The following is a 24,253-nucleotide window of genomic DNA, read 5'->3' as shown; positions in this document are numbered from 1 at the left end:
TGTCCTTTTCGCTTGCCGGCTTCAGGACTCTCTCATTCTACCAAGAGGTTATTTTTTTGTTCAAACTCCATTTTCCTTCATTACAGGAATGCTGCCCCTTTAGTTCAAAAAGAAAAAAGCCGCCTGTTTTGGCAGCCAGATCTTATATTAATTCTTACCAGCCCATACGATTACATAAAGAAGTAATATGCGCAAGATGATGTTTACCATGCCAAGCGTAGATTCCGATATTTTCACCTATTGAAACTTCTCCTGAATCTGGGTGAATAAATGTTTTTTCCATATCAGCCGGACTTAGACTACGTAATAGGTAGGTCCAGCGTTTGTGCAGTACTTCGAGAAGTGAAATTGAAATATCAATCGACAATTTATAATCAGATAGTTCCGCCCAATTTGTTTCATCATATGGCTTAATTACAGGGTTTTCTTCAGTAAGAGCCAATTTAAAGCGAACATAGGCATTCATATGACTATCCGCAAGATGATGTATTACTTGTCGAACAGTCCACCCTCCTGTACGATAGGCTGTATCTAGCTTTATATTATCTAAGTCCCTTACAGCATCTCGTAATAATCTTGGTAAATCTTCAATCTCATTTATCCAAATGCTCGTAACATTCTTAGTAATTTCACCATTAAATTGAAATTGGCCAATTGGGTATTTCAAATCCATCTGCTTTTCCTCCTAAAACACTTGATGATCGCGCCTAACTAAATAAAGGATTAATAACATGTAATTCTCCATCAAATCCTAATTCTTTTAAAATATATCACATAAGAAATGGGCTCAGTACTTGGAATCCATTAAAGAATCAGGCAAACGCAACTGCTGCTTATTGCTCTTAATACGTTCACATCAACTTGCGATCCTGTTACTCTGTAACCGCATCTGCTTTCATTTCAGGAATAATGAGTATTCTTTCATCAGAGAAAAGAGGATGTACTACATAATGGTTCAGTTACGCAGAAAAAAAAGCCCCCTTGGTCCGCATAAACCGTTCCGTTTTGAGGTGCATATTTTATCATTGACAACAAAAATGGCGTGCGAACTGATAGCAGTTTTGGCGCGCCATTTTTACGTTAATTAAGTCATGGTTAAGATTGAAACTGTCTTAACTATTAGATGGTTTACTTAATTAAATTTGTTGTCTATTTTTATTGAGTGTTTTTGTCGCTTTTGTACTCCAAAATATCACCTGGCTGACATTCCAAAGTCTTACATATCGCTTCTAATGTTGAAAAACGAACTGCTTTTGCTTTCCCATTTTTCAGAATGGAAAGATTCGCCATAGTTATTCCAACCTTCTCCGAAAGTTCTGTTACGCTCAATTTTCTTTTCGCTAACATCACATCAATATTAATAATAATTGCCATATTCTCCACCTCAGACCGTCAAATCATTTTCTGATTTTATGTTAATCGCTTCTTGCAAAAGCCTTTGGAGAACAGCGGCAAAAACTGCTATAACCAACGAAGCAAAAGGAATGACCATTCCAACAAATATGAGAGCTGGGGCATCGTCTTTATCTGCCACGAGATAAAAGAGTGGCAAACCTAAGAAATGCAAACCGCAGTTGGAAATGGCGCAGTATTTGATTCTCATTAATGTTCGAACAGACAATTAGAGAAAGCAATATTCTTGTCTATATAAATTAACAGTTTAAACGCTTGATAAAGGGCAATGTAAAAAGGTAATGCTCCTTCATATAAAAGGATGAAAATAATATATTTTATGAAATGCCCCCCTAAGAAATACGCTACCTAATCTGTTAGTTCAGGAACCAATAATGTGCACAAAGCGAGAACAGGAATTCCAATGAGAATAACAGCTATCTTCAAAAATTCTGTGTGGTTGCTGCCTTCATAAAAAACACCTCTCGTATATTTCAAAATGTTAATTGCTTTTTGGCTGCGAATCCAAGAAATTCTTTATAGGTTTTTGAAGTACGTCCACAATGGCTACGATGATACTTGTTGCCAAGATGCCCATTAGACCTAGAGATATTGGACCTGCTGCATCATCACCTGTGAATTGAACACGCACCCTTAAATAAACTATTGCTAAAAAAATGAAGAAAATGACAGTAAAAGTGCATTTTTTAATTACCTTTAGAGATTGAAGAGATAACTCAGAAAAAGCATTATTCTTTTCGATATAGGTTAAAAGTATAAATATTCGATACAACGCCACAGAAAAGGTAATACATATTCCATATGCACATACCAAAAGTGGATATAGCGAATAATCACCTGGGCGCTCTATTGCATCTCTTCTGGCTGCTTCAGGCAAAAAATATATACACACGGCAAGCACTGCAATTCCAACCAGAAAAATAATGACCTTTAAGAAAGTGGTAGAACCTCGTTTATCATTCATTTAAAGCACCTCACTTATTTAATGACAATACGAATTTAACATATGATTTATCGTTTTTCAATAAATTATTATTGTTTCCATTGTATTACTGTTGATTGTTGAAATACCCTTTTAATTTTTAACAAAAATAAAAAGCATTTCTCATTACAAAGAAATGCTCTTTCTTTAAATGTTAAATTTACAACTTGTTCACCAAAACTGACCTTCTTTATAAATGCATCTTTTATTACTATTAATTGGAATGACGTTAAACTGACACCCCAAATATTAGGTTAATTGCCAACCTTTTTTAAACGGACAACAACCATTGTCATATTATTTTATCGTGTCATTTTAGATGTCAATTCTCAATGAAAAGTTTAAAATGCCTATAAGGAATTGGCATTGGTCCAATCCCTATACCAATTAATGTGTCATTTAACCAATATGCACCTCAAATCGGAACGGTTTATGGTCCGTAAGGAGGCTTTTTAACTAAAACACCAATTAAAGAGGAACGTTTTCAAAGTGCTCAACTGCAGGAAATGGATCATAGAAATGATGCAGCTGTCTTTTCCATTCTTGATACTCTTTCGATTGTCTAAACCCAACTGTATGGGCCTCTAATGATTCCCACTTCACCAGCAGTAAATATTTACCCTTAACTTCCATACATCGCTGCAGCTCATGAGATATGTACCCCTCCATGGAAGAAATAATATTGGATGCTTCACAAAACGCTAGTTCATATTCTTCCTCCATCCCTTCTTTTACTTGAAGCATTACTGCTTCTAAAATCATGTATAATTTCCCCTTTCCTTGCTTTCTCAAAGAGCCCCTGACTCTAGTTTAATTTAGCGATTTCAAAAACTGCCTGTTCAGCTGCCAGGAGTGCACCTTCAAGATGTCCGCCATATTGTGAATTCGTCTCCGTACCTGCAAAAATAATTTTCTTTTCCCATACCCCCGATTTTGGCGGTTGACCATAACTCGGAAAATATCTAAGCGGGGCTAAATCTTCCTCAACAGCCGTTTCGGAATCACTGGACCAGTCCTTGTATAGAATAGCCCTTACGTTTTGGGCGGATGTTCCAAAAAGCCTGATCAATTGATCAACGACCAAATTCAAAATTTTAACCTCTCCCAGTTCCCTGCGTGTTTTCGCTGGCATTCCGAAGAAACCAAATAATGCACCAGATCCTGTTTCAGGAGAAGCATCATGGATTTCCTGCAAGGGTCCAACCCAGCTCGATGCGAATCCAGAGAGTCCAGATTCCCTCCAAAAAGGACGATCATAGATGGCAACTGCCTTGGCCTGTCCTGCCATCCATGTAGGTTTGCTTACAAGGTCGGTAATAATATTGGGAGGGAGAGAAGGAAAAAATTCAATTTGACGCACCACAATCCGAGGCGGCAATGCCAGGATAACAGCCCTTGCCGAAACTTTTTTTCTCTTTCCATCAGCAAGGGCTGTTTCAACGGTTATATTACCAGCTTCATCTTGTCGAATGGCTGTTACACGTGTTTCTAACTCGACTACTCCAGGGGGAATAGTATCTGCTACAGCATCAATAAGGGACTGCACACCTCCTATGAATCGAATCGATCTTGCGCCAGCATTTTCCGGCAGTACATGGCGTTCTGGCGGTTCGTTCTGAACTCGTTCTGCAAGCATTGCCCCTTTGGTGTACTGGACAAAAGTTTCTAAATTCAGTTCTTTCACAAGGCCGGTGATCGCGCTCTCATATTCAGGCCAGAACCACGTTGGCCCGAGGTCAAATTTGCCCAGGTCAGGTCTGTTTGGATCAGAAGTGCTCAAAACCCTGCCGCCAATCCTATCTCTAGCCTCTAGAACCTTACATTTGACACCCTGTGCAGCAAGAAGGGACGCAGCCTGGAGCCCACTTAAACCAGCACCGACAATAACTACTGGATTTTTCACATACTTTCCTCTTTCGTACTGTGTCCATGCTGTATGATTGCACTTGTGAAAGAGCTATTCCTTTTTATAAAGGTCACTTCTAAATGAGTGTTCCAAATTTCAAATCCCATGAATATACCCCCGATTTTCAGATATTATTGAGGTTTAAATTGATTACTGGCTATAGAGTAATTTCTCCTGCTTGCAGACATGAAATTATACCAAATTGGGGCACAGAATCTTGTTTCCCGTCAAACTGTCAGCATTGAATCATTTTGTAATTCCCGATGGAGTACTTCTCCCATACGCTTCATACCTTCAATGATTTTCTCTTTAGACATATTAGAGTAATTTAAACGCAATGTATTTGTTTGTGTGCCATTTGGAAAAAAGGGAGCACCAGGTACACAAGCAACATTATTTTTCAGGCACTCTATAAATATATGCGCTGAATCAATGCCCTCTGGAAGCTCAACCCAAATAAATAATCCGCCTTCCGGCTTACTGTAAGATAAATGATTTGGGAAGAATTCTTCAATGCAGGATAACATAGCTGTGCATCTTTCTTTATAAACAGCTTTGATTTTATTGATGTGTTCTTCGATATCATAAAGCTCCATATACTTTGCTGTAATTCTTTGAGCAAAGCTGTCAGTATGCAGGTCAGCTGTTTGCTTAAAAGCAACATACTTATCAATGAAGGTTTCATCCGCACAAATCCATCCAAGCCGAAGACCGGGAGTGAAAATCTTAGAGAAAGTGCTTAAATAAATGACTCTGCCTTCTGTGTCAAAATGTTTCACAGGCGGGAGTACCTCTCCAGCAAATCTTACAGCTCCATAGGGGTTATCCTCTACAATAAGCACATCATACTGATTAGCAAGCTCAATCATTCTTTTTCGTCTTTCGAGTTTTAAGGTGCGGCCAGTAGGGTTTTGGAAATCAGGAATTGTATAAATAAATTTTGCATCAGGATGATCTCGCAGCTTTTGCTCCAGCTCTTCCATTACCATTCCATCATCATCCATGGCTACTTCAACAAACTTTGCATTATATGACTTGAATACATTAATGGCTGCAAGATAGGTTGGGCTTTCACAAATAATAGTATCTCCCTCATTGATAAATAATCTTCCAGTCAGGTCGATTGCCTGCTGGGATCCTGATGTAATAAGAACATTTTCAGTGCTGGAGTCAATCCCAGCCATTTTCATTCTCTGACAAATAGCTTCTCTCAAAGGAATATATCCTTCAGTCGTACTATATTGAAGGGCAGCCGCACCTTCTTCATTCAATACAGCATTGCATATTTCCTTTAGAGCTTCTACAGGAAACAGTTCTGGAGCTGGAAGTCCTCCCGCAAAAGAGATTACTTCCGGCCTTTCTGTTACTTTTAATATTTCACGTGTCTCAGAAGATGTTACAAAGCGAGCTCTCTCAGCAAATTTATGTTCCATTTCTACACATTCCTTTTCTATTTTTGGAGTTATTTTAATACTGAAAATTCAGTCACTAATGCTTATGCTTTTCTCTTTTTGATAGATACCTGCCCATATTACAATGGGAATAAGCAGTAATGAAAGGACAGCACCTGCAATGGAAAGGGCTGCATAACTGGAATGTGCTACAACTATTCCGGATAATCCTCCTCCTAATGCTCCTGACAAAGCTACCCATACATCGATCGAACCCTGCGTTTTAGCCCGGGTAGAAGCATGAGTGGAATCTACCAGAATGGCCGTGCCGCTGATTAAGCCAAAATTCCATCCAAGCCCAAGTAAAACAAGGGCTATATTGAGTATGAGCATCGACTCACCAGGTCCTGCTGCAGCCAAAATCCCAGAAGCAAGCAGTGTAATACCGGAAGCAACAGCCATAGCCGCACGGCCAATTTTATCAACAAGAATACCAGTTACTAATGAAGGCAAAAACATCGCCCCTATATGAAATCCAATGACAAGCCCCACTTCATTCAAATCATGGCCATGATGTCCCATATGTATGGGGGTCATTGTCATGATGGCCATCATCACAAATTGGGTTAAAACCATGACAGCCGCTCCTGCAAACATGCCTCGCCTGTTTATCGATGCCAAATTTGAACTTTTCTCTATATGATTAGTTTCACCTTGTGCATCAGATATGGCTTTTGCAACCATAAAGGGATCAGGACGAAGGAAAAAAAATAGAACGCATCCAGCAAGTATATACGCCGCAGCCGCTAATATAAAAGGACCGGCTAAAGCAGGAATACCTATCGATATAGCAAACTCCCCCATTACATCCACCAGGTTAGGACCTGCGACAGCACCGAATGTAGTGGAAACCATGGCCATACTAATAGCCTTTGCCCTCTGTGCGGGGTTTGCCAGGTCAGTTCCAGCGTAGCGCGCCTGCAGGTTGGTAGCCGTTCCAGCCCCGTAGATGAGAAGTGAAATAAATAATAGCAGAATGCTGTTTGTTATTGCTGAAACCACAACTCCAATGGCACCTATGCCTCCAGCCAAAAATCCTGCCGTAAGTCCAGGACGGCGGCCAAACCGCTGAGAAAGCCGTCCCACCAGCAGCGCAGCACCTGCTGACCCTAAAGTAAATAACGCGGTTGGAATTCCTGTTACACTATCTGTTCCCATCATGTTTTGCGCGAGAAGTGCTCCTACTGTAATTCCCGCTGCAAGTCCTGCTCCTCCAAAAATTTGGGATATGACAATGACAATTAATGTTCTTTTGTATAATTGCTGCTGTTTTTCAGTAGAATTTATGTAGCTTTGCAGCCAGGCAGATTGGGCGTCTAACGGTAGCAAAAACTCACCTCCCTTTTTATTTTCATAATATTCCAACTAGATTTCAATCATCTTAACACGCACAAAAAAACCATACAATATTATAATTGTATGGCGAACAATATTAGATATGATTGTTTAACAGGCGTTTAAGGATAATCAAACCTCTCTCAAGCTCTTCAAGCGTTTCCGGGGCACAAACAGAAACTCTTACAGCCCTCTCCGGACAACTATTTCCAACTACAAAACGTTCAGCTGCAAACACCTGTACTCCATGCTGTTTAGCCAGCGCTTCAAACTCAGCACCTGTAATCTTTCCTGGCAATAGGAGCCAGCGAAAAATGCCTGTTTCAGCGCCTAGACATGTAAAGTCTGCCAAATATCGGTTAACGAGTTGATTTCTGCGGATCGTCTGCTCCTGATGTCCCTCAATTAAGGCTTCAAATTGATTCGATACAATCGTACGTGCTGCAAGTTCTGCCAGTAATGGAGAAACGGAAACATTTAAATTATAAAGTGCCCTTGAAATTGGCTCCTTGAATTGACTCGGCACTGCTGTATAGGCCAGCCGCAGGCCCGGTGCAAATGATTTAGACAAGCTTGCAATATAGATGACCTGTTCTGGTGCAAAGGATGCGACTGCCGGCAGCGGCTCTTTGCTGAGAAGATGGTATGATGCATCTTCGATAATGAACTGATTATACTTTTTGGCAATGGCAGCGATCATTTTTCGATTCCCGACCGACATGAAGGAAGCTGTCGGATTATGATAATCCGGAATCAAGTAAATGCCTTTAATATTTTCAGTTTTACACGCATATTCAAAAGACGCTGGACTCATTTCATAGTTCTCTGTTTTTATTGGCACCAGCTGCACACTAAGCATTGCTGCAGCCGTTTTTAAACCAGGGTATGTATGCTGGTCAACTCCAATGCGCTCTCCAGGCTTACAAAGACTTGCCAGTACAGCCGCAATAGAATTTTGACCCCCATTCGCAAATAAAATGTGATCAGCGGTTGTCTCTAACCCGCCTCTGCGGATTAGCTTTACCGCTGCATCCTTTTGCCAATGGCTTTCTCCTCCCCGGCCATAACCGAACCATTTTTCATAATCGGTCTCCTGCAGCATACTTTTCAGCTGGAGCATCAGCGGCTCGAAAGAAGCATTATCCGGAAGAGTCGCTCCCATTTCAATTAAATGCTTCGGCTTTGCATCTTCAAGTAAATAAGCATTCGAAAGAGCATCATAGGACACAAATGTGCCGCTTCCAACCGTTGCACTTAATAAGCCTTTTAACTCACACACTTTAAATGCTTTTGAAATGGTGCTCACATTTAAATCTAAATAATCGGCCAATTCCCGCTGTGGAGGAAGTTTCGTTCCAGGCAATAAAACTCCATTTAAAATATCCTGTTCCAATTGCCCTGCCAGAGCTTGATAAATGGGCTTTTCTGCTTTATCAATGGATGGCTTCCAAGTCATAGGATAGTTTTCAAAAGAATTAATCGGCATGATACGCACCCTTTTTTTTACAAGTTTTCAATGAAGCTGTTTCTTTAATTATAACCCTTGTTCCTCTGCCCTGCCCATTTCATCGAACAAAGAAAAAAATTTAGTTTTTATTCTCCAAATACTTTTCCCAATCGCTTAGATACATCTTAGGTTTATCTTCAGGCTCAGAGGATAATTTACAGATAAATTCTAAAGAATTTCCATCCGGGTCATGAAAATAGACCATAGCATGTGTCTGGTCAGGCAATACAATGGGTTCAAGAGGTTTAAATCCGAATTCTTCACGCATACCAATGCCGCGCTTTTCCAGCCACTCTTTTGCTTTCTTTAAATCTTCTAAATCTGCTCTAAATGCAATATGTCTGATGGATGGATGATAGTTCATTTTCGCTTGGTCACATTCCCATAATCCAAGCCAGCTTTCATTCTTAACGATCCAAAAAAATGCTGTTTTTTCGTATTTTATTGCTAATTCCAACCCCAAGCCCTTGTAAAACTCAATTGACTTACTGATATTACTTACTGGTAAATGTGCTTCATACAGTCCTTTAATCATTTTTTATCCTCTTTCCCTAATTTTCTTAGCATTAATATACCAGTAACAGATCCCATATTTCCTCCACAATAGGGTTGAAACTTTCTACTGCTTTGTATGTATTGACCTCTTAAGAAATTATGTAAATTCCAAAACAAAAAAGCTGCCCCGCATGATTGTGCGAGCCAGCCTATTCCTATTCGATTACTTCCACTCGTACGCTTTTTCGCCCCCATTGAAGGGCATCGCTGCGGTTAGGAATGAACACATCGATTGAACTTCCATTTATGCCGCCGCCTATGTCCGCTGCTATCGCAACTCCATAGCCTTCTACTTTTACGATGGAGCCAAGAGGAATGACACCGGGATCGACAGCAATCACTTTCGCATCAGGGTACTTATTTAAATCCAGGCCCATCCGTGTCACACCTGAACAGCCCTCACAATCTGCCGTGTACGCTGTGCTTTCCACAGTCAATGTTTTACCGGCAGCTGAACCGTGCTTGGCCTTTCGATCCAGCTCTGCTCTTGTCCTCGGACCGGCAATTCCGTCTGCAGTTAGACCTTGCTGTTTTTGAAAGCTCTTGACGGCGCTCACTGTGCCGTTTCCATAAATACCATCTAAATTAGATTTATAGTGACCTGTTTGTTTCAATTGATATTGAATATGGATGACTTGCTTTCCAATATCTCCATATCTCAGCACTTTTAACGCATAGCTTGTTTGCGGTCCTGCAATTCCATCAGCTTTTAGATTGCGCTTACGCTGAAAATCCTTGACGGCTTCTACCGTGATAGATCCATAGTATCCTGTCGATGTATGGTATGGGAAAACCCCTTTTGTCATCAGGTAATCCTGTAATTCGGCCACATCTGACCCGGATGATCCATTGGCAAGTGTCCGATCCCCAAGTGCTGCTTCTGTAAATGAAGGAGCGGCAAGCATGAGAACTCCAGCCGCAAGAACCATCAGCATGTTTCTAAATCTCTTTAACATAAAAAAATCCTCCCCAATTTCTTTTTACATAAAAGAATTCGAGAGGAAATGACATTATTCGTGTGTTGAAAGCAGAATCACAACGTTCGGCCCTCTATCATCCATAATCTTGAAATAATGTACTCTTTTTTGTCTGCGTATATATTACGCAACATAATGAGAAAATTGAACCCCAAAAAATGAGCTTTTTTGAGCTAATTCTGCGCAATTTGAATAAGGTTGCCGCATGTATCATCGAAGACAGCCAATGTGACATCACCCATTACTGTCGGTTCAATAGTAAACTTCACTCCGTGTTTTATTAATCGGTTATATTCTTCGTGAACGTCCGCAACGCCAAACATTGTTGCCGGGATTCCTTCGGCAAATATCTTCTTTTGATATTCTTTGGCAGCCGGATGTACATTCGGTTCCAGCAAAAGCTCAGTACCGTCTTGATCATCGGGAGAAACAAGGGCGATCCACCTGTGTTCTCCGACTGGAATGTCATGCTTTTTTACAAACCCCAGCGTTTCTGTATAAAATTTCAATGCCTTATCCTGATCCTGGACGAAGATACTGGTAACAATCACTTTCATCATGTTTTTGCCTCCTTGATATTTGTAAATTATGAATCTGTACTAACAATCTGGCCGCCAGAAAACCAGCCGGCACATCTTTCAAAATCCCTGCTTCGTTCTTAAAAATTATTCTACCCATCCTTTCAGCAAATTTTTTAGCGGCTGGTTGTTAAAAATAATTACGCGATATTTTCCTTTTCGTTCGGATTTTATGAGCTCTGCTTCTTCCAATACAGAAAGGTGTTTAGCTATTGCCTGCCGTGAAATGGACAGGCCATGCTTCATAATGAGACGAGCTGTTAGTTCATACAGTGTCATCTCTTTGCGTTCAGACAGTTCGTCCAATATGAGCCGCCGGGTCGAATCACCAAGTGCTTTGAATATAGCGTCTTTGTCCCAATTCATAAATTAATTATAAGCAACTATAAGGTTACTTGTCAACACATGCAACTTCATGGTTACTTCATGGTTACCTTATGGAGATGCTTTTCAATCGCGGCAGCAAGCACCAGGAATCTGCACAATTAATAATAGGATAAGCCCAATGGAATGCATACCTCATTCTGTATGAGTAAAAAATACTGAAGAGGTGAGAACAAATGGAAAATGATAATATAAAGCTTACAGCTTCCGAAATAGGAACACTATGGGGGGAGTATGTAAACGGAACAATGACCGAGATCGTAAACAGGTATATGATTTCTATTATAGAAGACGAGGAAATAAAACAAGTCTTTGAAATAGCCATCAAGACGGGGGAAAAGCAAAAGAAGCAGCTTGTTTCCTTCATTGAGAAGGATGGATTTCCAATTCCCATTGGATTTACAGAGTCCGACCTCAATAAAAGTGCAGAGAGATTGTTTTCAGATACTTTCTGCTTAAATTATCTACATATTATGACTATACATGGCTTGTTGGGCCATACAACCGCATTAAGTGTTTCGGTCAGAAAGGACATACGTGAGTTTTACAATTCATGCGTGGATGATGCAAAAAACATGTACGATTTAACCATTGAGCTGCTGCTGAAAAAAGGAGTTTTTCAGAGAGATCCCTATTTTTATCCTGCCGAGAGCCCTGAACATATTACTGCAACTGATTTTACTGATGGATTTTTCGGAAAAGGGAGAGTTTTATCTTCTACAGAAATAATCAGTATTTCTCTTAACATTAAAAAGGGGACTATGGCAAAAGCCCTTTCCATCGGATTCAGCCAAGTCACAGAATCGAAAGATATAAGGAAGTTTTTTGAGGAATTAGAAAAAACAGCCGATGAAAACCTCCAGGCCCTTTCAAAAATATTGCACAAGGATAATTTGCCAGTCCCAATGTCGTGGGAATCAGAGGTTACAACGTCAAAGGACTCTCCTTTTTCAGATAAATTAATGTTATATCATATGGGTTTCCTGGTACAAACTGCGCAAGTATATTACGGAACAGGTCTAGCCGGATCCATGCGGACAGACCTGGCCTTAGCTTATGAAAAAGCAATTTTGAAATCATTGGGAGTCACTAGAAAATGGTTCGGTATTATGGTGAAAAACAAGTGGTTAGAACAGCCGCCGCTTGCTCCCAATAGAAAAGAACTTGCACAGGATAAATAATTTATCCCCTCATTTCTGTAAGGGGTGTTCCCGCTGTCAATGTATTACCGGCAGCTGAGCCGCGCTTGGCCAATCGATCAGGCTCGGCTCTCTTTTTTTATTAATCTCCTCCCCCGCCGCAGCTTGTACAGCTTGATGAAATCTTGCTGCTGATTTTCATGTAACTGGCAAAATCATCATAATGAAAATAGGACACAGATAAAAAAGGAACCAGCATTGCGTTATAGTTTTGCTGATTTTTTCTTTTTCTCATCATTTCTTGTATGGCGCTTTTTTCGTAATTTTTTATTTTCTTTGCTGTTCTTTTCATGGCAGAAATAAGCGAGAGCACAGTAGCCATATATTGGCTATCACTCTTAAAATAAAGCTCTATTAGTTCATTTTCCGGCAAACACTTAAACTCTTCAAATTATATTTGAAGGTACAGGGAATCTGTAAAATCCCTTATAAAGTTGGACATTTTCCTTTCTTATGAAAAAGAGCTCACCATACGCCCAATCAAAAAATCCGCGCAAATCAGGTTCAGGGGACTTCTTTAAATTTGGACTATGATGAAGAGTGCTTCCTAAATATTCTTTTGAAAAATTATACTTCAGGCCTCAAAAACTCAAATTTCATCCTACGTGCCAACACGTATGCTTCTCTGCCTACTTTAGTTGGCAGAGTAGCCATTAATAATCCTTGAACCACAAGTCTCCCCTGTTCATCCGGGGTTATATGGTGAATTCCTTCATCACCTGAAAGAGGTGCCGTTATTTTAGAGAAATTAGGGTTTAAAACGCGGTCCAATCCTCTATTGGACGAAATTGGATCGCACCTTCAAGGGTGTCGTACTCTCTGATTGTCAATGTAAAAGTTGTTCCTGGCGTATATGGATTTGTGAAGAAGGCAGGTCAAAAGATACTTAAGAGAAGGGACTAAGGGAAGTTAAATAAGTCCTGCCTTTTCTATCTTTCATACAGGCCAGAAAACTGACTAAAACTATTGGTTCCCCCTCGAATATTGAAATGATTTTGATTCTATATCGTATAGTTTTTTAAAAATTAAAGGCTGTCCATAAAAAACCGTAACTTAACGATCTTCTGGGACAGCCTCCATCACTTTCGCTATCTTCTTTCCTGATTTGGAACAAAGACGGCAGGTGAAGCACTTATTGCAATGAATCTCTTTTACGGAAGTTTCCTTGCTTTCTTCCGTTAATTTGAGTGGACTAGTGGCTGTCATTAAAAGAACACCCTTTCTATTGGAAGCAGGTTGAATTTTTTCAATTCATTTGATAAACAGGGAGAGAAAATCACTCTATCCTCCTCCCTGTTCTTTAAAAAAAGCGAGAATTCCGGTAAAAAGCTGGCTTTAGTTCACAGTCTGGCTTTCCTTTGTCTCTACTGCCTTTAGTTGGGTTTTCTCTTTCACATTTTTCGTTTCTTCATTCTCTTCAGCACCATTTACTAAGTCACGGGTCGCTTTCTTGAATTCCTTCAACGTATTGCCAAAAGCTCGTCCAATTTCCGGAAGCTTTGAAGGTCCAAATATAATTAATGCAATCACCAGGATTAAAATAAGCCCGGGTATCCCAATATTCTGCAGCATCCTGCACCTCCGTAATCTGGAACCTCCAGAGAATTCACATTAAAACTCATCTAAATATAGCAGTTATAAAATAGGCACTCCATGACGCTCTAATGCAGCTGCTTCCAGGATGCTCATTCCTTGCTCTTCGGCAAGTGATGCGACTTTGCCGGACACAATCGGGCCGAGGCCGGCAGGCGGAGCAGCATGTCCCATGGCTTTTTGGCGGACAGAGTTTCGCCTTGCAAATGGTCCCCAAATCGCAAATGTGATACCTGGGGTTTGAATATTTACAAAGAACGTATTTCCATCAGGGGAGAATGCCGGTCCGGCAAATTCAGAGCCATTCAATGTGTTCTCAGCAAAGGTATACACCTTTCCCTCAGGTGTCAGGCCAATGATTCTATCATTCCCGCCTCCATCTTCTGCAATCCAAAGGTCACCCCAGGGACTCATACAAATATTGTCTGGCATTTCCAATTCATTTTTATCAGTAGATTCATAAAAAAGTTCTAATGTATTTGTAGCAGGAAAGTAGCGGTAAACACGGCCAAGGCTGCCATCCCCGGCACTCGTATCATCAAACCAGAACACACCGGCAGAGAAGAACGCACCTTCTAAGCGGCTAAACTGAATACAGCCCTTGTCTTTGGCATCCTGCTGTGCGCGTTCAGGATTGATTTCCTTCCAAACGACGCCAAATTTTTGTCCTTTTTCAAACGAACTTGCTTTAGATGCCGGAAGTTCATCGATTGCCAATGCCTCCAATTTCCCTCCTTTTTGAAGAGAGCCGAGAGTCTGGGTGCGGTCATTTGGAGTAAACCGATATAGGAAGCTTGGGCTCGCATCTTCTGTCAGATACCATATCCCTGTCGCAGGATCGACTGCACAGGCTTCATGAGAGAAGTAACCCATATCACGGATTGGGGTTTTCGACAGTTCGTTTTCCGGATCAAGCGGATTGACTTCAAAAACAAAGCCATGTCCCAATTCCCTTGTCTCTTCACATGTTAACCAAGTCCCCCAGGTGGTGGAGCCGCCGGCACAGTTGCGAATTGTACCAGAACTTGTCACATACTCCTGAATAACTTCTCGGTTCGAACCAACGACTAATGCGGTTGTACCTCCAGCAGCACCTTTGCTCCAAGGATTTTTTCCGTTTACAGGGTATTGAGAATTTGTGCTGTTTTCATGATTGCGTACAAGAATAGTAGTATTCTTCTCACCTCTATAAGCAGCCATTCCATCAAGCATTGCAGGCACGAGGTCACCGTTTGACATTTTATCGCCCGTTTTGGATATAATTTTGTAATGGAACCCTTTAGGAAGATCTAATATTCCATTTGGATCCTTTACTAATGGGCCATATCCGCCAAAACCACTAGTTGGATTGTTCCCTTGTGCTGCAGCCAATGTCTTTGTGATGCCGCCTAAAGAATAGACACCCGATGCTCCTAAAGCAACTGCTAACGTACCTGCTCCTCCAGCTTTTAAAAAATCCCGTCTGTTCATGCCGCTATTGCTCAATCTCATCCGCCTCCTGATAAATAATTTGATGACTTATGATTCTTTGCTTCCGTATCCACTATCATAAGTTATCAGACTATTCTTAAATGAATATTAAATATATGTAAGGCTTTAGTAAAAACGTTATTACAAATACCGATTAATTTCTCATTAATGAACTGGTTTTTCTTCTTGAAATAGGCGGTAAAAAGATTTACATTTTCATAGATTCAGGATCTAATTAAAAGGACTTATAAATAAAAACAACAGCAAAACTTTGACCTGCTTTTCGTCAGTACTTTATTCATATGGAATCTATCTGTCCTTTGGGGCTGAAATGATACGACTGAGAATTATTGGAGAACAACTTCAATACTATAAGCTATTTTTGTACGATCCTTCGAAAAAAAAAGTGTCTTGAAAGCCAGCCTTTCAAGACACCTTACAATGATTAACTTATCATTCACACATCACATTGTGCTGATATCAATCACAAATCGATACTTCACATCTGATGCTAATACGCGCTCGTAAGCTTCATCTATTTGATCAGCTGTAATGACTTCAATCTTTGGAGCGATGTTATGTTTTGCACAGAAATACAGCATTTCCTGAGTCTCACGGATGCCTCCAATCATAGAACCCGCAAAGGAACGGCGATGGCCGATGAGCGAGAACACATTGACTGACAATGGCTCTGCAGGAGCACCTACGTTAACCAATGTTCCATCAAGCGTGAGCAGCGAGAAGTAAGCATCTATGTCGATCTTTGCACTTACCGTGTTAATAATTAAGTCAAACGTTCCGGCAAGTTTTTTGAACGTTTCCTGGTCGTTTGTGGCAAAGTAATAATCTGCACCGAATTGCAGGCCGTCTTCTTTTTTATTCAATGTTTGCGAAAGGACGGTCACTTCTGCACCCATGGCATGTGCAATTTTAACAGCCATATGGCCAAGGCCGCCCATACCGACAACCGCTACTTTCCTGCCTGGCCCAGCTTCCCAATGATTTAGCGGCGAATAAGTGGTAATACCCGCACAAAGCAGCGGGGCTGCCGCGTCAAGCTCAATGCTGTCAGGAATTCTGAGTACAAATTCTTCCTGTACTACAATGTGCGTAGAATATCCGCCTTGAGTAGGCTCGCCGTATTTGTCCACACCAGCATAGGTTTGGATATTTCCTTTGAGGCAGTATTGTTCTTCTCCTTTACGGCAGTTTTCACACTCACCGCAGGAGCCAACCATACATCCGACTCCTACCCGGTCTCCTGCCTTGTACTTTGTAACCTCAGCTCCTACTTCCGCAACAATTCCTGCAATCTCATGCCCGGGTACAAGCGGATAGTTCACAGGCCCCCACTCCCCATGAGCAGTATGAATGTCAGAATGGCATATGCCAGCATATTTAATTTCAATCAGAACATCATGCAAATCCAGATCGCGCCTTTTGATTTCAGCCGCTCTAAACGGCTTGTCCGGACCATCAACAGCCCGCGCTTTAGCAGTTATCATGAATAAACCCTCCCGAGAATATTTTAAGAGAATGATAGTTTTAATAGAAATCAATTAAGTTCCCATCGTTTTTCTCTTTTCACCACCATGTTAAGGCTTATAGTTAACTCTAGGTCAAGTGATAAATTCTATTTTTTCAATCCCAGTAAAGTGACTTTGACATTAGTTAAATACCATGATATTCTCACGTCATACCTTATAGTTAACTCTAGGTCTAATCTATAAGAATAGGAGATAAATAATGAAGACATACACAATCAGCGAAGTGGCAAAAGAATTGAATCTGACAGTTTATACCCTACGCTACTACGATAAGGAAGGTCTGATGCCCTTTGTAGAACGGACCCCCAGCGGAAACCGTTTATTTAAAGAATCCGATCTTAGTGCTCTAAAAGTGATTGAATGCCTGAAAGCCACCGGAATGCCTATTAAAGAGATTAAAAATTTCATTGATTGGTGTTCTGAAGGGGATGCCACACTGCAGCAAAGATATGACATGTTTCTGGAGCGAAAAGCAAATGTAGAAGCACAAATGGAAGAACTAAGAAAAACAATGGAAGTCATCGAGCATAAATGCTTATACTACAAGACTGCACTGGAAGCCGGAACGGAAGATATTCATAAAGAAGATAAAATAGAGATTAATAGCTAAAGCCGCCTGTATTTAATACAGGCGGCACTTTTTAACTTAAAAGCGATCTAATAAAAATTACAGTAAACATCCAATCATGTTTTTCATGATTATAGAAAAAATAGAATCTGCCGCAATCTGCAATGTTAAAATGGGCCTTTTTATCAAAACTTAATTGAAATACAAAGGGGTACTCTTCTCCAAAGGAAATTCCACCTTAAGTAAAAGAAGGATACCCCCCCAACTTTATGAACAGGATTTATACCTAAAATGACTTTTGATTTCCTCTAAATTATTCTCAATTAAGGCTGTTGTTTTTTCATTATCTATTATGGTTGCTTGACCAGCAATGCAGGATAAGCATGATGATCCCGACGAAAACAAGCGTAAAAGAAGACTGATTAAAATCTCTCCCTCATTAATTTACTACTTTAAACGCTCTCCTAAAAATTGCTTTATCAAATTAGCACTAGTTTCTAGTTCTTCCTCTAAAGGGAAATGCCCAGTATTTAATAAATGAACCTCGGAGTCTTTTAGATCTATTTGGAAAGCCAAAGCCCCTTCCGGCCCAAAGAATATATCATTTTTCCCCCATGCTACTAATGCAGGTGGCTGATATGTTCTGAAGTATTCCTGCCAGCTGGGGTACTGTCTCACGTTGTTTCGATAATCATAAAATAGTGCAAGCTGTATTTCTATATTACCTGGACGATCCAATACAAATTGATCCATGTTCCAAGCGTCAGGACTAATTCGTTCAGGGTTACGAGTCCCATTTGTATATTGATACTTTGTAAATTCAGATGTGAAAAGGGCCTTTAAATTATTCTTATTTTCTTCAGTAGGATTTTCCCAATAAGTACGTATAGGATCCCAAGCTGACAATAGTCCTTCTTCATAGGCATTTCCATTTTGAGTGATAATAGCTTGAATTCGCTCAGGATGTTTCGCTGCTATTCTGAATCCTACTGGTGCTCCGTAATCATGAACGTAAATACTAAATTTTTCCAGCATTAAATTTTCGACAAAATTGTTTATTATATCGGCTAAGCTATCAAAAGTATATTCAAATTCATCCATTCCGGGCTGATCGCTATTCCCAAAACCTGGATAATCCGGCGCGATAACATGATATTCATCCATCAATTTAGTTAATAAATTCCGATACATATGAGAAGAAGATGGGAAACCATGAAGCAATAAAATTGTAGGATTATTGGTATCACCAGCTTCTCGATAAAAGATATGAATGTTATTAATATTTACCGTTTTGTATTGTACTATCATATTTTCACCTCATACTACTCTACTAATTTCTATTATCCACTCTGTGAACCCATCTAATAATATAACATTTATACTCGGATTACTTTAAATTGGCCGCCACCGAATATAGTCTTTACATAGTCAATTTTTACATTTTCAAAATAAACCTTATCCCTTTCATTAACTAGAAACAGGATCCCACTTTCTTCAGTAATTTCATCACTTTCTAAAGCTGACTCTTCCAGAGCCAGACGAAGTTGTGGCCCTCCTCAGCCAATCCCCATTGCTAAACGGATTAAAGGCTTTTTACCTTCATTAATAAGATCATTAACTTCTTTTGAAATTTCCGAAATCGCAGCCTGCGTTATCATAACCATATATTTCCACCACCTAAAAAAATTAACCATTGTTAACTTGCCTAATGCTTACAGATTATCAAAAAACCTACCACTTATTAACTCTTTATCCTAAGTTAATAAACTTACTTTGCCTTCAACATCTATTTGAACATCTGCTTTCTTCAACATATTTCCGACTTCAAGTGTTCCCTTTCCCTTTGTGTGCCCGGACCAAATCATTTTTAAATTAGCCATTATTACACCTCCTATACAACCTTATACTATAGTTAACTATTCAACTAGTTAACTAATGATTATATGATAAACTTCTAAGATATTATGCGTCAATTATTTCGCCTATCCGAGGGATATTTTTATCGAACTTGATTTTTTACAATTGGTTCAATAAGCTAAATATACTTAGTTTATTAGTTAACTCAGAAAGTTGGTTAGTTAAATATGGATTATTCAGGTTCACTTTTTAAAATCGACCCTAAGTCACCCTTGCCCATCAATGTACAGATTAAAGAGCAAATCAAATGGTTAATCGGAAAAGGGTTACTTAAAACTGGGGATACCCTCCCTTCTACCAATCAGTTAGCGGATCATTTGTCTATTAACCGAAATACGATTCAGGGAGTCTATTCTCAACTTAAAGAAGAGGGCCTTCTGCTTGTACAAAAAGGACGGGGAACACAAGTTGCAGGAGAGGAAGAAATTGCGAGATTTAAAGTACAGAATCCTTATTTTGATTTTGTAGAACAAACAATCAAGGATGCCTATGAATCGGGGTTTAATATCGAAAATGTGTTGTTGTCCGGATTCGCTTATTTGAATCTGTTTGGCCAACCTTTGAAACAAAAATTACATTATCTCTTTGTTGAATGCAAAGTAAGTTCCTGTATCTTTTATTTGGATGAAATAAAACGGATGACATCTGCAGACATTCATACGATCGATATGTCATTCTCAACAGAAAATGCCCTTAATGAAGCCATTCACAATGCAGATGTAATTGTGACGAGGGCGGACCTTGCAGAAAAAGTTAGAATATTTGCGGATGCTGCTCAAAAAACGGTCATTTCCGTTGGCTCCACGAAAGATGTGTCACTTCTGCTGAATATGATAAGACAGTAATGGCAAAATAGAAATTGTAATTATCCCCAAGAATCGCGAAAATAAAGCAGGGAAATATCTTTAATGCCTTATTCATAATAGGAAAGATCCCGAAAAATAATACTTCGGGATCTTTCATTTAATAGTTACGTACTATCATATTGATTTTTTCATCTCATTACTCATGATTTCCAAATCTAGAGGATCTACTTGCCAACCCCATTCTGAAGATGGTAAATTTGGATTTTTGACGGAATCAAAGATATTTCCAGTTGTTTGTTCAGCCAATTCAAGATCCGCAGTGCCAACACGAGACTTATGATAAGAAAATGAAATAAATCAAACGCTGAAAAGATACGATTAGATCACTTTGGAACATGCTACTCTCCTTGCTTCTGTGAGCGTATAGAAATAATCGCTAATACGGCTCCTGCAAAAGCCACCATGCCGGACCAGAAGAATGCTTGTTGAAAGCCCTCGTTCAGAGCGCCGACCGATTCTCCAGCGGTACTAGAGGCCGTTGTTGCTGCAGCAATTACCACCATAATAGCTAAGCTAATCGCCGAGCCAATCTGGGAAGTAGTGTTGTATACGCCTGATACCAACCCTGATTCTTCCGGCTTAGCACCCGATATAGCTGCTGATTGTGCAGGAACATAGGCTAATCCCCTTCCGAAAGAAGCTAATAGTAAAGCAGGCAGGACATTAGCCAAATAATTTCCATCTACTGGTGTGTAGAAGGAAAGCAAGAGCATGGAACATCCAAGTGCGAGAAATGCAACAAATAGAACAGCTTTCAAACCGAATTTTTCAACCAATTTTCCAGCTATAAAAATCATAGTAATCGCTATCAGGATCGGCGCCGGAATTAAGGCCGCTCCAGCTGATAAGGGTGAAAGTTTCAATACCTGCTGTAAGTACAACATAATGAAATAATTAAATGGAATCCACATTCCATTTAGCATGATAAGTGCAATATTGCCCGCAGCCAAGTTGGGAATCTTAAAAATGCTAAGTGGCAAGAGTGGTTCCTTCCTCTTGACCTGAATAAAAATAAATAAGATGAATAACAAGGCCCCAATAGTCAATGTCCATAAAGTAGAGGGTGAACGCCAGCCTGTGTGTTCTGCGGTAACGATACCGTAAACGAACAGGACTATAGCAACTGTAACAGAGATAGCACCAGCATAATCGATGCGCCCATTTCTGCGAAGGCCTTGCTTTATAAGCCCTGGGGTCAAGACCAAAACCAGAATACCAATGGGAACGTAGATCAGGAACGTCCACCGCCAACCAAGCCACTCCGTAATGATGCCTCCAAGAAATACACCGGCCAATCCCCCCGCTGCACCGGAAAGGCCCCAGAAAGCAAGCGCCTTATTCATTTCCTTCGTATTTGCGGAAAATAATGTCATTACAATGGACATTGCCGCTGGTGTAATTAAGGCTGAACCGGCACCCTGGAGTGCACGTGCGATGTTTAGCACTGAATCATTCCAAGCCAATCCTGCCAGTAAAGACGCCATAGTCAGGATTGAAAACCCCCAGACAAATATGCGCCGTTGGCCGAACAAATCACTCAACTTTCCTCCTAATAGTAGAAGTCCTCCGAAGAAAATAATATAAGCGTTCATCACCCATTGCAAACTCACCTGCGTATAGCCGAGCCCTTCTTTGATGGCTGGCAGGGCAACCTGCATGATCGTTGTATCCATGATAGTCAAGAAAAACGCTGTGCACAACAAAACGAGTGCTTTCCATCGTTTCGGATCAGCTTCCGTATGCGTCTGTGAATGTGTTGACATATTTCAATCTCCCCCTATTTTTGGTTCATTTAGAAATGCATTGGAGAAAGCTGCTGGTGATATAGCAAGGAAGAAATAGAGTTGCTTGTGAAGTTTCCATAACTATCATCTTCTTTAACTATATAAATAAAAAAAACAACAAAATACAGAAAATTTATATTAACTTATTAATTGATCTCTACCTATCCTTTTAAAAAATTTATAGAATGTTTCCCTTTTTTTACCCATTTGTGAATAGGTATCGATGATTTTTTCTATTGTTTCGAACAGTTCTTCTGGCGTAATACTCTCCATCAACAAGGATCCAATCTCAGCGTCTTTGCCTTTTGTTTTGCCTCCAACATATAAATTGTAATGCTCTCTAATTTTCATAATACCTATATCGCTTAACAGGGGCTCACCGCAGCCAACAGGGCAGCCAGTGTAAGCAACTTTTATTGTAAAAGGGACAGGCTTTCCGGCTATACGGCGATTTATCTCTTTTGCTACAGACATTCCTTCTTCTTCCTCCCCTTTGCAAAAATTACAGGTCCTCAAACTTTTAACAAAGGATCCAACTGGATAACATGCTAATCCGACATGCTGAAATTCCTCTATAATCTCTTCCTTTTTATTTTCCGGAATCTCTATATAGAGCTGTTGAAAAGTTGTTAACTCAAGTTCTTCATCTTCATCCATATACTTTGAAATCATCAATAGCTGTTTAGAGGAAAGTTTTGCCCCAAATCCTATTCCTCCATTTATAGCCAGTTTTATTTTTTTTGAATCATTCCCCATTTTCTCTCCCCTTTACGCTCTTTGATTTACCTTACCCACGGAGGGTATAAGAGAAGGTTAAAAATATAACCTTCTCTTCTATCTGCAGAAAATATCTATTTTATATTTTTAGTATCTTCTTTATTTCATCTATATTTTGTTCAAACCCAATAAGTACCTTAGACTTACTCTTCCATCCTAATAAGGATTTATATTTATTTTTAAACACAAAAGCTGGAACAATTCTAGTACCAGTTATTTTAATTAGATCTTTCTCTTTATGCGGTTGTTTTGTTAAATCATATTCAATATAAGATATCTTATTTCGGGAAAGAAACTCTTTCCCCGCCTGGCAGTCTGTTCAGGCAGGTCTTGTATAAAGATCGAGCTGAACTTTTGTCATATTAATCACTTCTCCTCTTTTTTGTTTATTTAACTTTTATAACGAATGGGTAGACATTCACTTGTCCTTCAAATTTGAATTCCGCCCAAATCTTATAAATGCCTGAGTTATCAAACTTGGTGTCAAATACTGTTTTATCATCTGCCACCGGATGAACGTGGATATATTTTTCTCCATCTTCATCCAAGACAACAACATGGCCTAAGGCGCCCAAATGAGGTTCAGGTTGTGCAACCTTCAAATCAAAATTAAGAGTTACCTCTTTGTTGACCTCAAAGGATTCAGCAATTAGTTCAACCGTATTCCCATTGATTGTCTTTGTAAAATCCGTATCGGCAGCGAGATCGTTATCACCGTGTCCATGTTGTGATTCACCAGTATGGAATTCAATAGGCATCACTGAATATTGAAGATCTTTAGGTTTAATGTCAACGAACGCTTTATATGAATTACCCTCTAAACTTATTTTCTGCTGGTAGATTCCATCACCCTTGTTCTCCGGATGTAAATGATGGTACTCTTTTAAGTCTGAACTTACGACAATAAAGTGCATATTTTTTTCATGGGAAACTTCCAGTTCCGGAACATGGTTATTTTTATCTTTTAACTCAATGGTGATTTCTCCGTTTGCATAGAATACTTTTGGTGTAACTTCGCTAATAGTATTTGTACTATGGTCCCCGTGGTCGTGATTCATATTTTCTCCCTCCTGATTAGTGATTTTTTGATTAGCGTGTTCCTCAGTTTTTGGATTTATACTTGCATACACATTGTATCCTGCGATAACTGCCCCAAGGTACACGATAGCCGAAAGCGTCCAAATCAAAATACCTTTTTTTAAAATAGGTCCCTCCTTTCTGCATTTAAGCTTTTAACTTAATCCTTTGAAGCCTTAGTGCGTTAAGAACAACCGATACAGAACTAAACGCCATCGCTGCTCCGGCTAACCAAGGAGCTAAGAACCCTGCTGCTGCGATTGGAATTCCTATGACGTTATACGCAAGTGCCCAGAATAGATTCTGTTTAATATTCGTGATTGTCTTCTTACTCATGAAAATCGCATCTGCAATAGATCGGAAGAGC

Annotated in this window: 26 protein-coding genes and 3 pseudogenes; 3 read left to right on the top strand and 26 right to left on the bottom strand. The window is 39.8% G+C overall.

Annotated features, from left to right (window positions below):
• Positions 1 to 154: 154 nt before the first annotated feature.
• The 13 genes and pseudogenes from ACEQ1T_RS11920 to ACEQ1T_RS11860 all read right to left on the bottom strand — a co-directional run bounded on the left by ACEQ1T_RS11920 (position 155) and on the right by ACEQ1T_RS11860 (position 11,070).
• Positions 155 to 673 (bottom strand): YfiT family bacillithiol transferase, encoded by a 519-nt coding sequence (locus tag ACEQ1T_RS11920; RefSeq protein WP_370223097.1) that lies wholly within the window; start codon positions 671 to 673, stop codon positions 155 to 157.
• A 482-nt stretch (positions 674 to 1,155) separates the two neighbouring features.
• Positions 1,156 to 1,374 (bottom strand): helix-turn-helix domain-containing protein, encoded by a 219-nt coding sequence (locus ACEQ1T_RS11915; protein ID WP_370223095.1) that lies wholly within the window; start codon positions 1,372 to 1,374, stop codon positions 1,156 to 1,158.
• A gap of 10 nt (positions 1,375 to 1,384) precedes the next feature.
• Positions 1,385 to 1,890: pseudogene (locus ACEQ1T_RS11910) on the bottom strand (DUF2975 domain-containing protein).
• Between the two features lie 4 nt (positions 1,891 to 1,894).
• The gene (locus tag ACEQ1T_RS11905) at positions 1,895 to 2,377 is read right to left on the bottom strand and encodes a DUF2975 domain-containing protein (RefSeq protein WP_370223094.1); all 483 of its coding nucleotides are present in this window, start codon (positions 2,375 to 2,377) and stop codon (positions 1,895 to 1,897) included.
• A gap of 486 nt (positions 2,378 to 2,863) precedes the next feature.
• The gene (locus tag ACEQ1T_RS11900; RefSeq protein WP_206844930.1) at positions 2,864 to 3,157 is read right to left on the bottom strand and encodes an antibiotic biosynthesis monooxygenase; all 294 of its coding nucleotides are present in this window, start codon (positions 3,155 to 3,157) and stop codon (positions 2,864 to 2,866) included.
• 43 nt (positions 3,158 to 3,200) lie between these two features.
• The gene (locus tag ACEQ1T_RS11895; RefSeq protein WP_370223091.1) at positions 3,201 to 4,298 is read right to left on the bottom strand and encodes a flavin monoamine oxidase family protein; all 1,098 of its coding nucleotides are present in this window, start codon (positions 4,296 to 4,298) and stop codon (positions 3,201 to 3,203) included.
• Positions 4,299 to 4,528: 230 nt separating this feature from the next.
• Complete coding sequence (locus tag ACEQ1T_RS11890) at positions 4,529 to 5,734, bottom strand: PLP-dependent aminotransferase family protein (protein ID WP_370223090.1); 1,206 nt, start codon at positions 5,732 to 5,734, stop codon at positions 4,529 to 4,531.
• 48 nt (positions 5,735 to 5,782) lie between these two features.
• On the bottom strand, positions 5,783 to 7,081 hold the full coding sequence (locus tag ACEQ1T_RS11885) for an MFS transporter (protein WP_370223088.1): 1,299 nt from the start codon (positions 7,079 to 7,081) through the stop codon (positions 5,783 to 5,785).
• Positions 7,082 to 7,184: 103 nt separating this feature from the next.
• Positions 7,185 to 8,573 (bottom strand): PLP-dependent aminotransferase family protein, encoded by a 1,389-nt coding sequence (locus ACEQ1T_RS11880; protein ID WP_370223086.1) that lies wholly within the window; start codon positions 8,571 to 8,573, stop codon positions 7,185 to 7,187.
• A 100-nt stretch (positions 8,574 to 8,673) separates the two neighbouring features.
• Complete coding sequence (locus ACEQ1T_RS11875) at positions 8,674 to 9,129, bottom strand: VOC family protein (protein WP_370223084.1); 456 nt, start codon at positions 9,127 to 9,129, stop codon at positions 8,674 to 8,676.
• Between the two features lie 175 nt (positions 9,130 to 9,304).
• Entirely contained in the window at positions 9,305 to 10,105 is an 801-nt protein-coding gene (locus ACEQ1T_RS11870; RefSeq protein ID WP_370223082.1) for a peptidoglycan-binding protein, read from the bottom strand.
• A gap of 194 nt (positions 10,106 to 10,299) precedes the next feature.
• Positions 10,300 to 10,683 carry a VOC family protein gene (locus ACEQ1T_RS11865; protein WP_370223099.1) on the bottom strand — a complete coding sequence of 128 codons (384 nt, stop codon included), beginning with the start codon at positions 10,681 to 10,683 and terminating at the stop codon, positions 10,300 to 10,302.
• 108 nt (positions 10,684 to 10,791) lie between these two features.
• The gene (locus ACEQ1T_RS11860; protein ID WP_206844943.1) at positions 10,792 to 11,070 is read right to left on the bottom strand and encodes a helix-turn-helix transcriptional regulator; all 279 of its coding nucleotides are present in this window, start codon (positions 11,068 to 11,070) and stop codon (positions 10,792 to 10,794) included.
• 194 nt (positions 11,071 to 11,264) lie between these two features.
• On the opposite strand from ACEQ1T_RS11860, the gene ACEQ1T_RS11855 reads away from it, so the two are divergent.
• Entirely contained in the window at positions 11,265 to 12,269 is a 1,005-nt protein-coding gene (locus ACEQ1T_RS11855; protein WP_206844944.1) for a DUF3231 family protein, read from the top strand.
• A gap of 100 nt (positions 12,270 to 12,369) precedes the next feature.
• Here ACEQ1T_RS11855 and ACEQ1T_RS11850 read toward each other — a convergent pair whose 3' ends face one another.
• The 5 genes and pseudogenes from ACEQ1T_RS11850 to ACEQ1T_RS11830 all read right to left on the bottom strand — a co-directional run bounded on the left by ACEQ1T_RS11850 (position 12,370) and on the right by ACEQ1T_RS11830 (position 16,855).
• Positions 12,370 to 12,660, bottom strand: a complete 291-nt coding sequence (locus ACEQ1T_RS11850; protein WP_370223080.1) for a hypothetical protein — start codon at positions 12,658 to 12,660, stop codon at positions 12,370 to 12,372.
• A 203-nt stretch (positions 12,661 to 12,863) separates the two neighbouring features.
• Positions 12,864 to 13,013 (bottom strand): annotated as a pseudogene (locus ACEQ1T_RS11845) (enoyl-CoA hydratase); the annotation flags it as partial.
• A gap of 609 nt (positions 13,014 to 13,622) precedes the next feature.
• The gene (locus ACEQ1T_RS11840) at positions 13,623 to 13,859 is read right to left on the bottom strand and encodes a twin-arginine translocase TatA/TatE family subunit (RefSeq protein WP_370223078.1); all 237 of its coding nucleotides are present in this window, start codon (positions 13,857 to 13,859) and stop codon (positions 13,623 to 13,625) included.
• A 63-nt stretch (positions 13,860 to 13,922) separates the two neighbouring features.
• On the bottom strand, positions 13,923 to 15,371 hold the full coding sequence (locus tag ACEQ1T_RS11835) for an alkaline phosphatase PhoX (protein ID WP_370223076.1): 1,449 nt from the start codon (positions 15,369 to 15,371) through the stop codon (positions 13,923 to 13,925).
• A 443-nt stretch (positions 15,372 to 15,814) separates the two neighbouring features.
• The gene (locus ACEQ1T_RS11830; protein ID WP_370223074.1) at positions 15,815 to 16,855 is read right to left on the bottom strand and encodes an NAD(P)-dependent alcohol dehydrogenase; all 1,041 of its coding nucleotides are present in this window, start codon (positions 16,853 to 16,855) and stop codon (positions 15,815 to 15,817) included.
• A gap of 241 nt (positions 16,856 to 17,096) precedes the next feature.
• Here ACEQ1T_RS11830 and ACEQ1T_RS11825 point away from each other — a divergent pair, with 241 nt between their 5' ends.
• Positions 17,097 to 17,507: a MerR family transcriptional regulator gene (locus tag ACEQ1T_RS11825; protein ID WP_113884146.1), complete on the top strand. Its 411-nt coding sequence runs from the start codon at positions 17,097 to 17,099 to the stop codon at positions 17,505 to 17,507.
• Between the two features lie 405 nt (positions 17,508 to 17,912).
• On the opposite strand, the gene ACEQ1T_RS11820 is transcribed toward ACEQ1T_RS11825, so the two are convergent.
• On the bottom strand, positions 17,913 to 18,773 hold the full coding sequence (locus ACEQ1T_RS11820; protein WP_370223072.1) for an alpha/beta fold hydrolase: 861 nt from the start codon (positions 18,771 to 18,773) through the stop codon (positions 17,913 to 17,915).
• Positions 18,774 to 19,219: 446 nt separating this feature from the next.
• Complete coding sequence (locus tag ACEQ1T_RS11815; RefSeq protein ID WP_370223070.1) at positions 19,220 to 19,345, bottom strand: hypothetical protein; 126 nt, start codon at positions 19,343 to 19,345, stop codon at positions 19,220 to 19,222.
• A gap of 204 nt (positions 19,346 to 19,549) precedes the next feature.
• Here ACEQ1T_RS11815 and ACEQ1T_RS11810 point away from each other — a divergent pair, with 204 nt between their 5' ends.
• Positions 19,550 to 20,227 carry a GntR family transcriptional regulator gene (locus ACEQ1T_RS11810; protein WP_370223068.1) on the top strand — a complete coding sequence of 226 codons (678 nt, stop codon included), beginning with the start codon at positions 19,550 to 19,552 and terminating at the stop codon, positions 20,225 to 20,227.
• Positions 20,228 to 20,362: 135 nt separating this feature from the next.
• Here ACEQ1T_RS11810 and ACEQ1T_RS11805 read toward each other — a convergent pair whose 3' ends face one another.
• From ACEQ1T_RS11805 to ACEQ1T_RS11780, 6 genes and pseudogenes are all read right to left on the bottom strand, one after another.
• Positions 20,363 to 20,494: a hypothetical protein gene (locus tag ACEQ1T_RS11805; RefSeq protein ID WP_370223067.1), complete on the bottom strand. Its 132-nt coding sequence runs from the start codon at positions 20,492 to 20,494 to the stop codon at positions 20,363 to 20,365.
• A 92-nt stretch (positions 20,495 to 20,586) separates the two neighbouring features.
• On the bottom strand, positions 20,587 to 22,011 hold the full coding sequence (locus tag ACEQ1T_RS11800; protein WP_370223066.1) for an MFS transporter: 1,425 nt from the start codon (positions 22,009 to 22,011) through the stop codon (positions 20,587 to 20,589).
• A gap of 159 nt (positions 22,012 to 22,170) precedes the next feature.
• Positions 22,171 to 22,788 carry a nitrite reductase gene (locus ACEQ1T_RS11795; RefSeq protein WP_370223065.1) on the bottom strand — a complete coding sequence of 206 codons (618 nt, stop codon included), beginning with the start codon at positions 22,786 to 22,788 and terminating at the stop codon, positions 22,171 to 22,173.
• A 100-nt stretch (positions 22,789 to 22,888) separates the two neighbouring features.
• A pseudogene (locus tag ACEQ1T_RS11790) lies at positions 22,889 to 23,113 on the bottom strand (glutaredoxin family protein); the annotation flags it as partial.
• An 82-nt stretch (positions 23,114 to 23,195) separates the two neighbouring features.
• On the bottom strand, positions 23,196 to 23,867 hold the full coding sequence (locus ACEQ1T_RS11785) for a hypothetical protein (protein ID WP_370223063.1): 672 nt from the start codon (positions 23,865 to 23,867) through the stop codon (positions 23,196 to 23,198).
• Between the two features lie 166 nt (positions 23,868 to 24,033).
• Positions 24,034 to 24,253 (bottom strand): hypothetical protein (locus ACEQ1T_RS11780; protein ID WP_370223062.1); only part of this gene is annotated, 220 nt, incomplete at its 5' end.

Origin of the sequence: Cytobacillus sp. (assembly GCF_964223445.1) — a bacterium.
Taxonomy (GTDB): domain Bacteria; phylum Bacillota; class Bacilli; order Bacillales; family Cytobacillaceae; genus Cytobacillus.
The sequence above is the reverse complement of the archived record's forward strand: the minus strand, read 5'-3'. Positions and strand labels throughout refer to the sequence as shown.

Bases quoted from the DNA above. Each gene is read 5' to 3' on its own strand.
- ACEQ1T_RS11920 (WP_370223097.1), bottom strand. From the start codon at position 673: ATGGATTTGAAATACCCAATTGGCCAATTTCAATTTAATGGTGAAATT.
- ACEQ1T_RS11915 (WP_370223095.1), bottom strand. From the start codon at position 1,374: ATGGCAATTATTATTAATATTGATGTGATGTTAGCGAAAAGAAAATTG.
- ACEQ1T_RS11905 (WP_370223094.1), bottom strand. From the start codon at position 2,377: ATGAATGATAAACGAGGTTCTACCACTTTCTTAAAGGTCATTATTTTT.
- ACEQ1T_RS11900 (WP_206844930.1), bottom strand. From the start codon at position 3,157: ATGATTTTAGAAGCAGTAATGCTTCAAGTAAAAGAAGGGATGGAGGAA.
- ACEQ1T_RS11890 (WP_370223090.1), bottom strand. From the start codon at position 5,734: ATGGAACATAAATTTGCTGAGAGAGCTCGCTTTGTAACATCTTCTGAG.
- ACEQ1T_RS11880 (WP_370223086.1), bottom strand. From the start codon at position 8,573: ATGCCGATTAATTCTTTTGAAAACTATCCTATGACTTGGAAGCCATCC.
- ACEQ1T_RS11875 (WP_370223084.1), bottom strand. From the start codon at position 9,129: ATGATTAAAGGACTGTATGAAGCACATTTACCAGTAAGTAATATCAGT.
- ACEQ1T_RS11870 (WP_370223082.1), bottom strand. From the start codon at position 10,105: ATGTTAAAGAGATTTAGAAACATGCTGATGGTTCTTGCGGCTGGAGTT.
- ACEQ1T_RS11865 (WP_370223099.1), bottom strand. From the start codon at position 10,683: ATGAAAGTGATTGTTACCAGTATCTTCGTCCAGGATCAGGATAAGGCA.
- ACEQ1T_RS11860 (WP_206844943.1), bottom strand. From the start codon at position 11,070: ATGAATTGGGACAAAGACGCTATATTCAAAGCACTTGGTGATTCGACC.
- ACEQ1T_RS11855 (WP_206844944.1), top strand. From the start codon at position 11,265: ATGGAAAATGATAATATAAAGCTTACAGCTTCCGAAATAGGAACACTA.
- ACEQ1T_RS11840 (WP_370223078.1), bottom strand. From the start codon at position 13,859: ATGCTGCAGAATATTGGGATACCCGGGCTTATTTTAATCCTGGTGATT.
- ACEQ1T_RS11835 (WP_370223076.1), bottom strand. From the start codon at position 15,371: ATGAGATTGAGCAATAGCGGCATGAACAGACGGGATTTTTTAAAAGCT.
- ACEQ1T_RS11830 (WP_370223074.1), bottom strand. From the start codon at position 16,855: ATGATAACTGCTAAAGCGCGGGCTGTTGATGGTCCGGACAAGCCGTTT.
- ACEQ1T_RS11825 (WP_113884146.1), top strand. From the start codon at position 17,097: ATGAAGACATACACAATCAGCGAAGTGGCAAAAGAATTGAATCTGACA.
- ACEQ1T_RS11820 (WP_370223072.1), bottom strand. From the start codon at position 18,773: ATGATAGTACAATACAAAACGGTAAATATTAATAACATTCATATCTTT.
- ACEQ1T_RS11815 (WP_370223070.1), bottom strand. From the start codon at position 19,345: ATGGCTAATTTAAAAATGATTTGGTCCGGGCACACAAAGGGAAAGGGA.
- ACEQ1T_RS11810 (WP_370223068.1), top strand. From the start codon at position 19,550: ATGGATTATTCAGGTTCACTTTTTAAAATCGACCCTAAGTCACCCTTG.
- ACEQ1T_RS11800 (WP_370223066.1), bottom strand. From the start codon at position 22,011: ATGTCAACACATTCACAGACGCATACGGAAGCTGATCCGAAACGATGG.
- ACEQ1T_RS11795 (WP_370223065.1), bottom strand. From the start codon at position 22,788: ATGGGGAATGATTCAAAAAAAATAAAACTGGCTATAAATGGAGGAATA.
- ACEQ1T_RS11785 (WP_370223063.1), bottom strand. From the start codon at position 23,867: ATGAATCACGACCACGGGGACCATAGTACAAATACTATTAGCGAAGTT.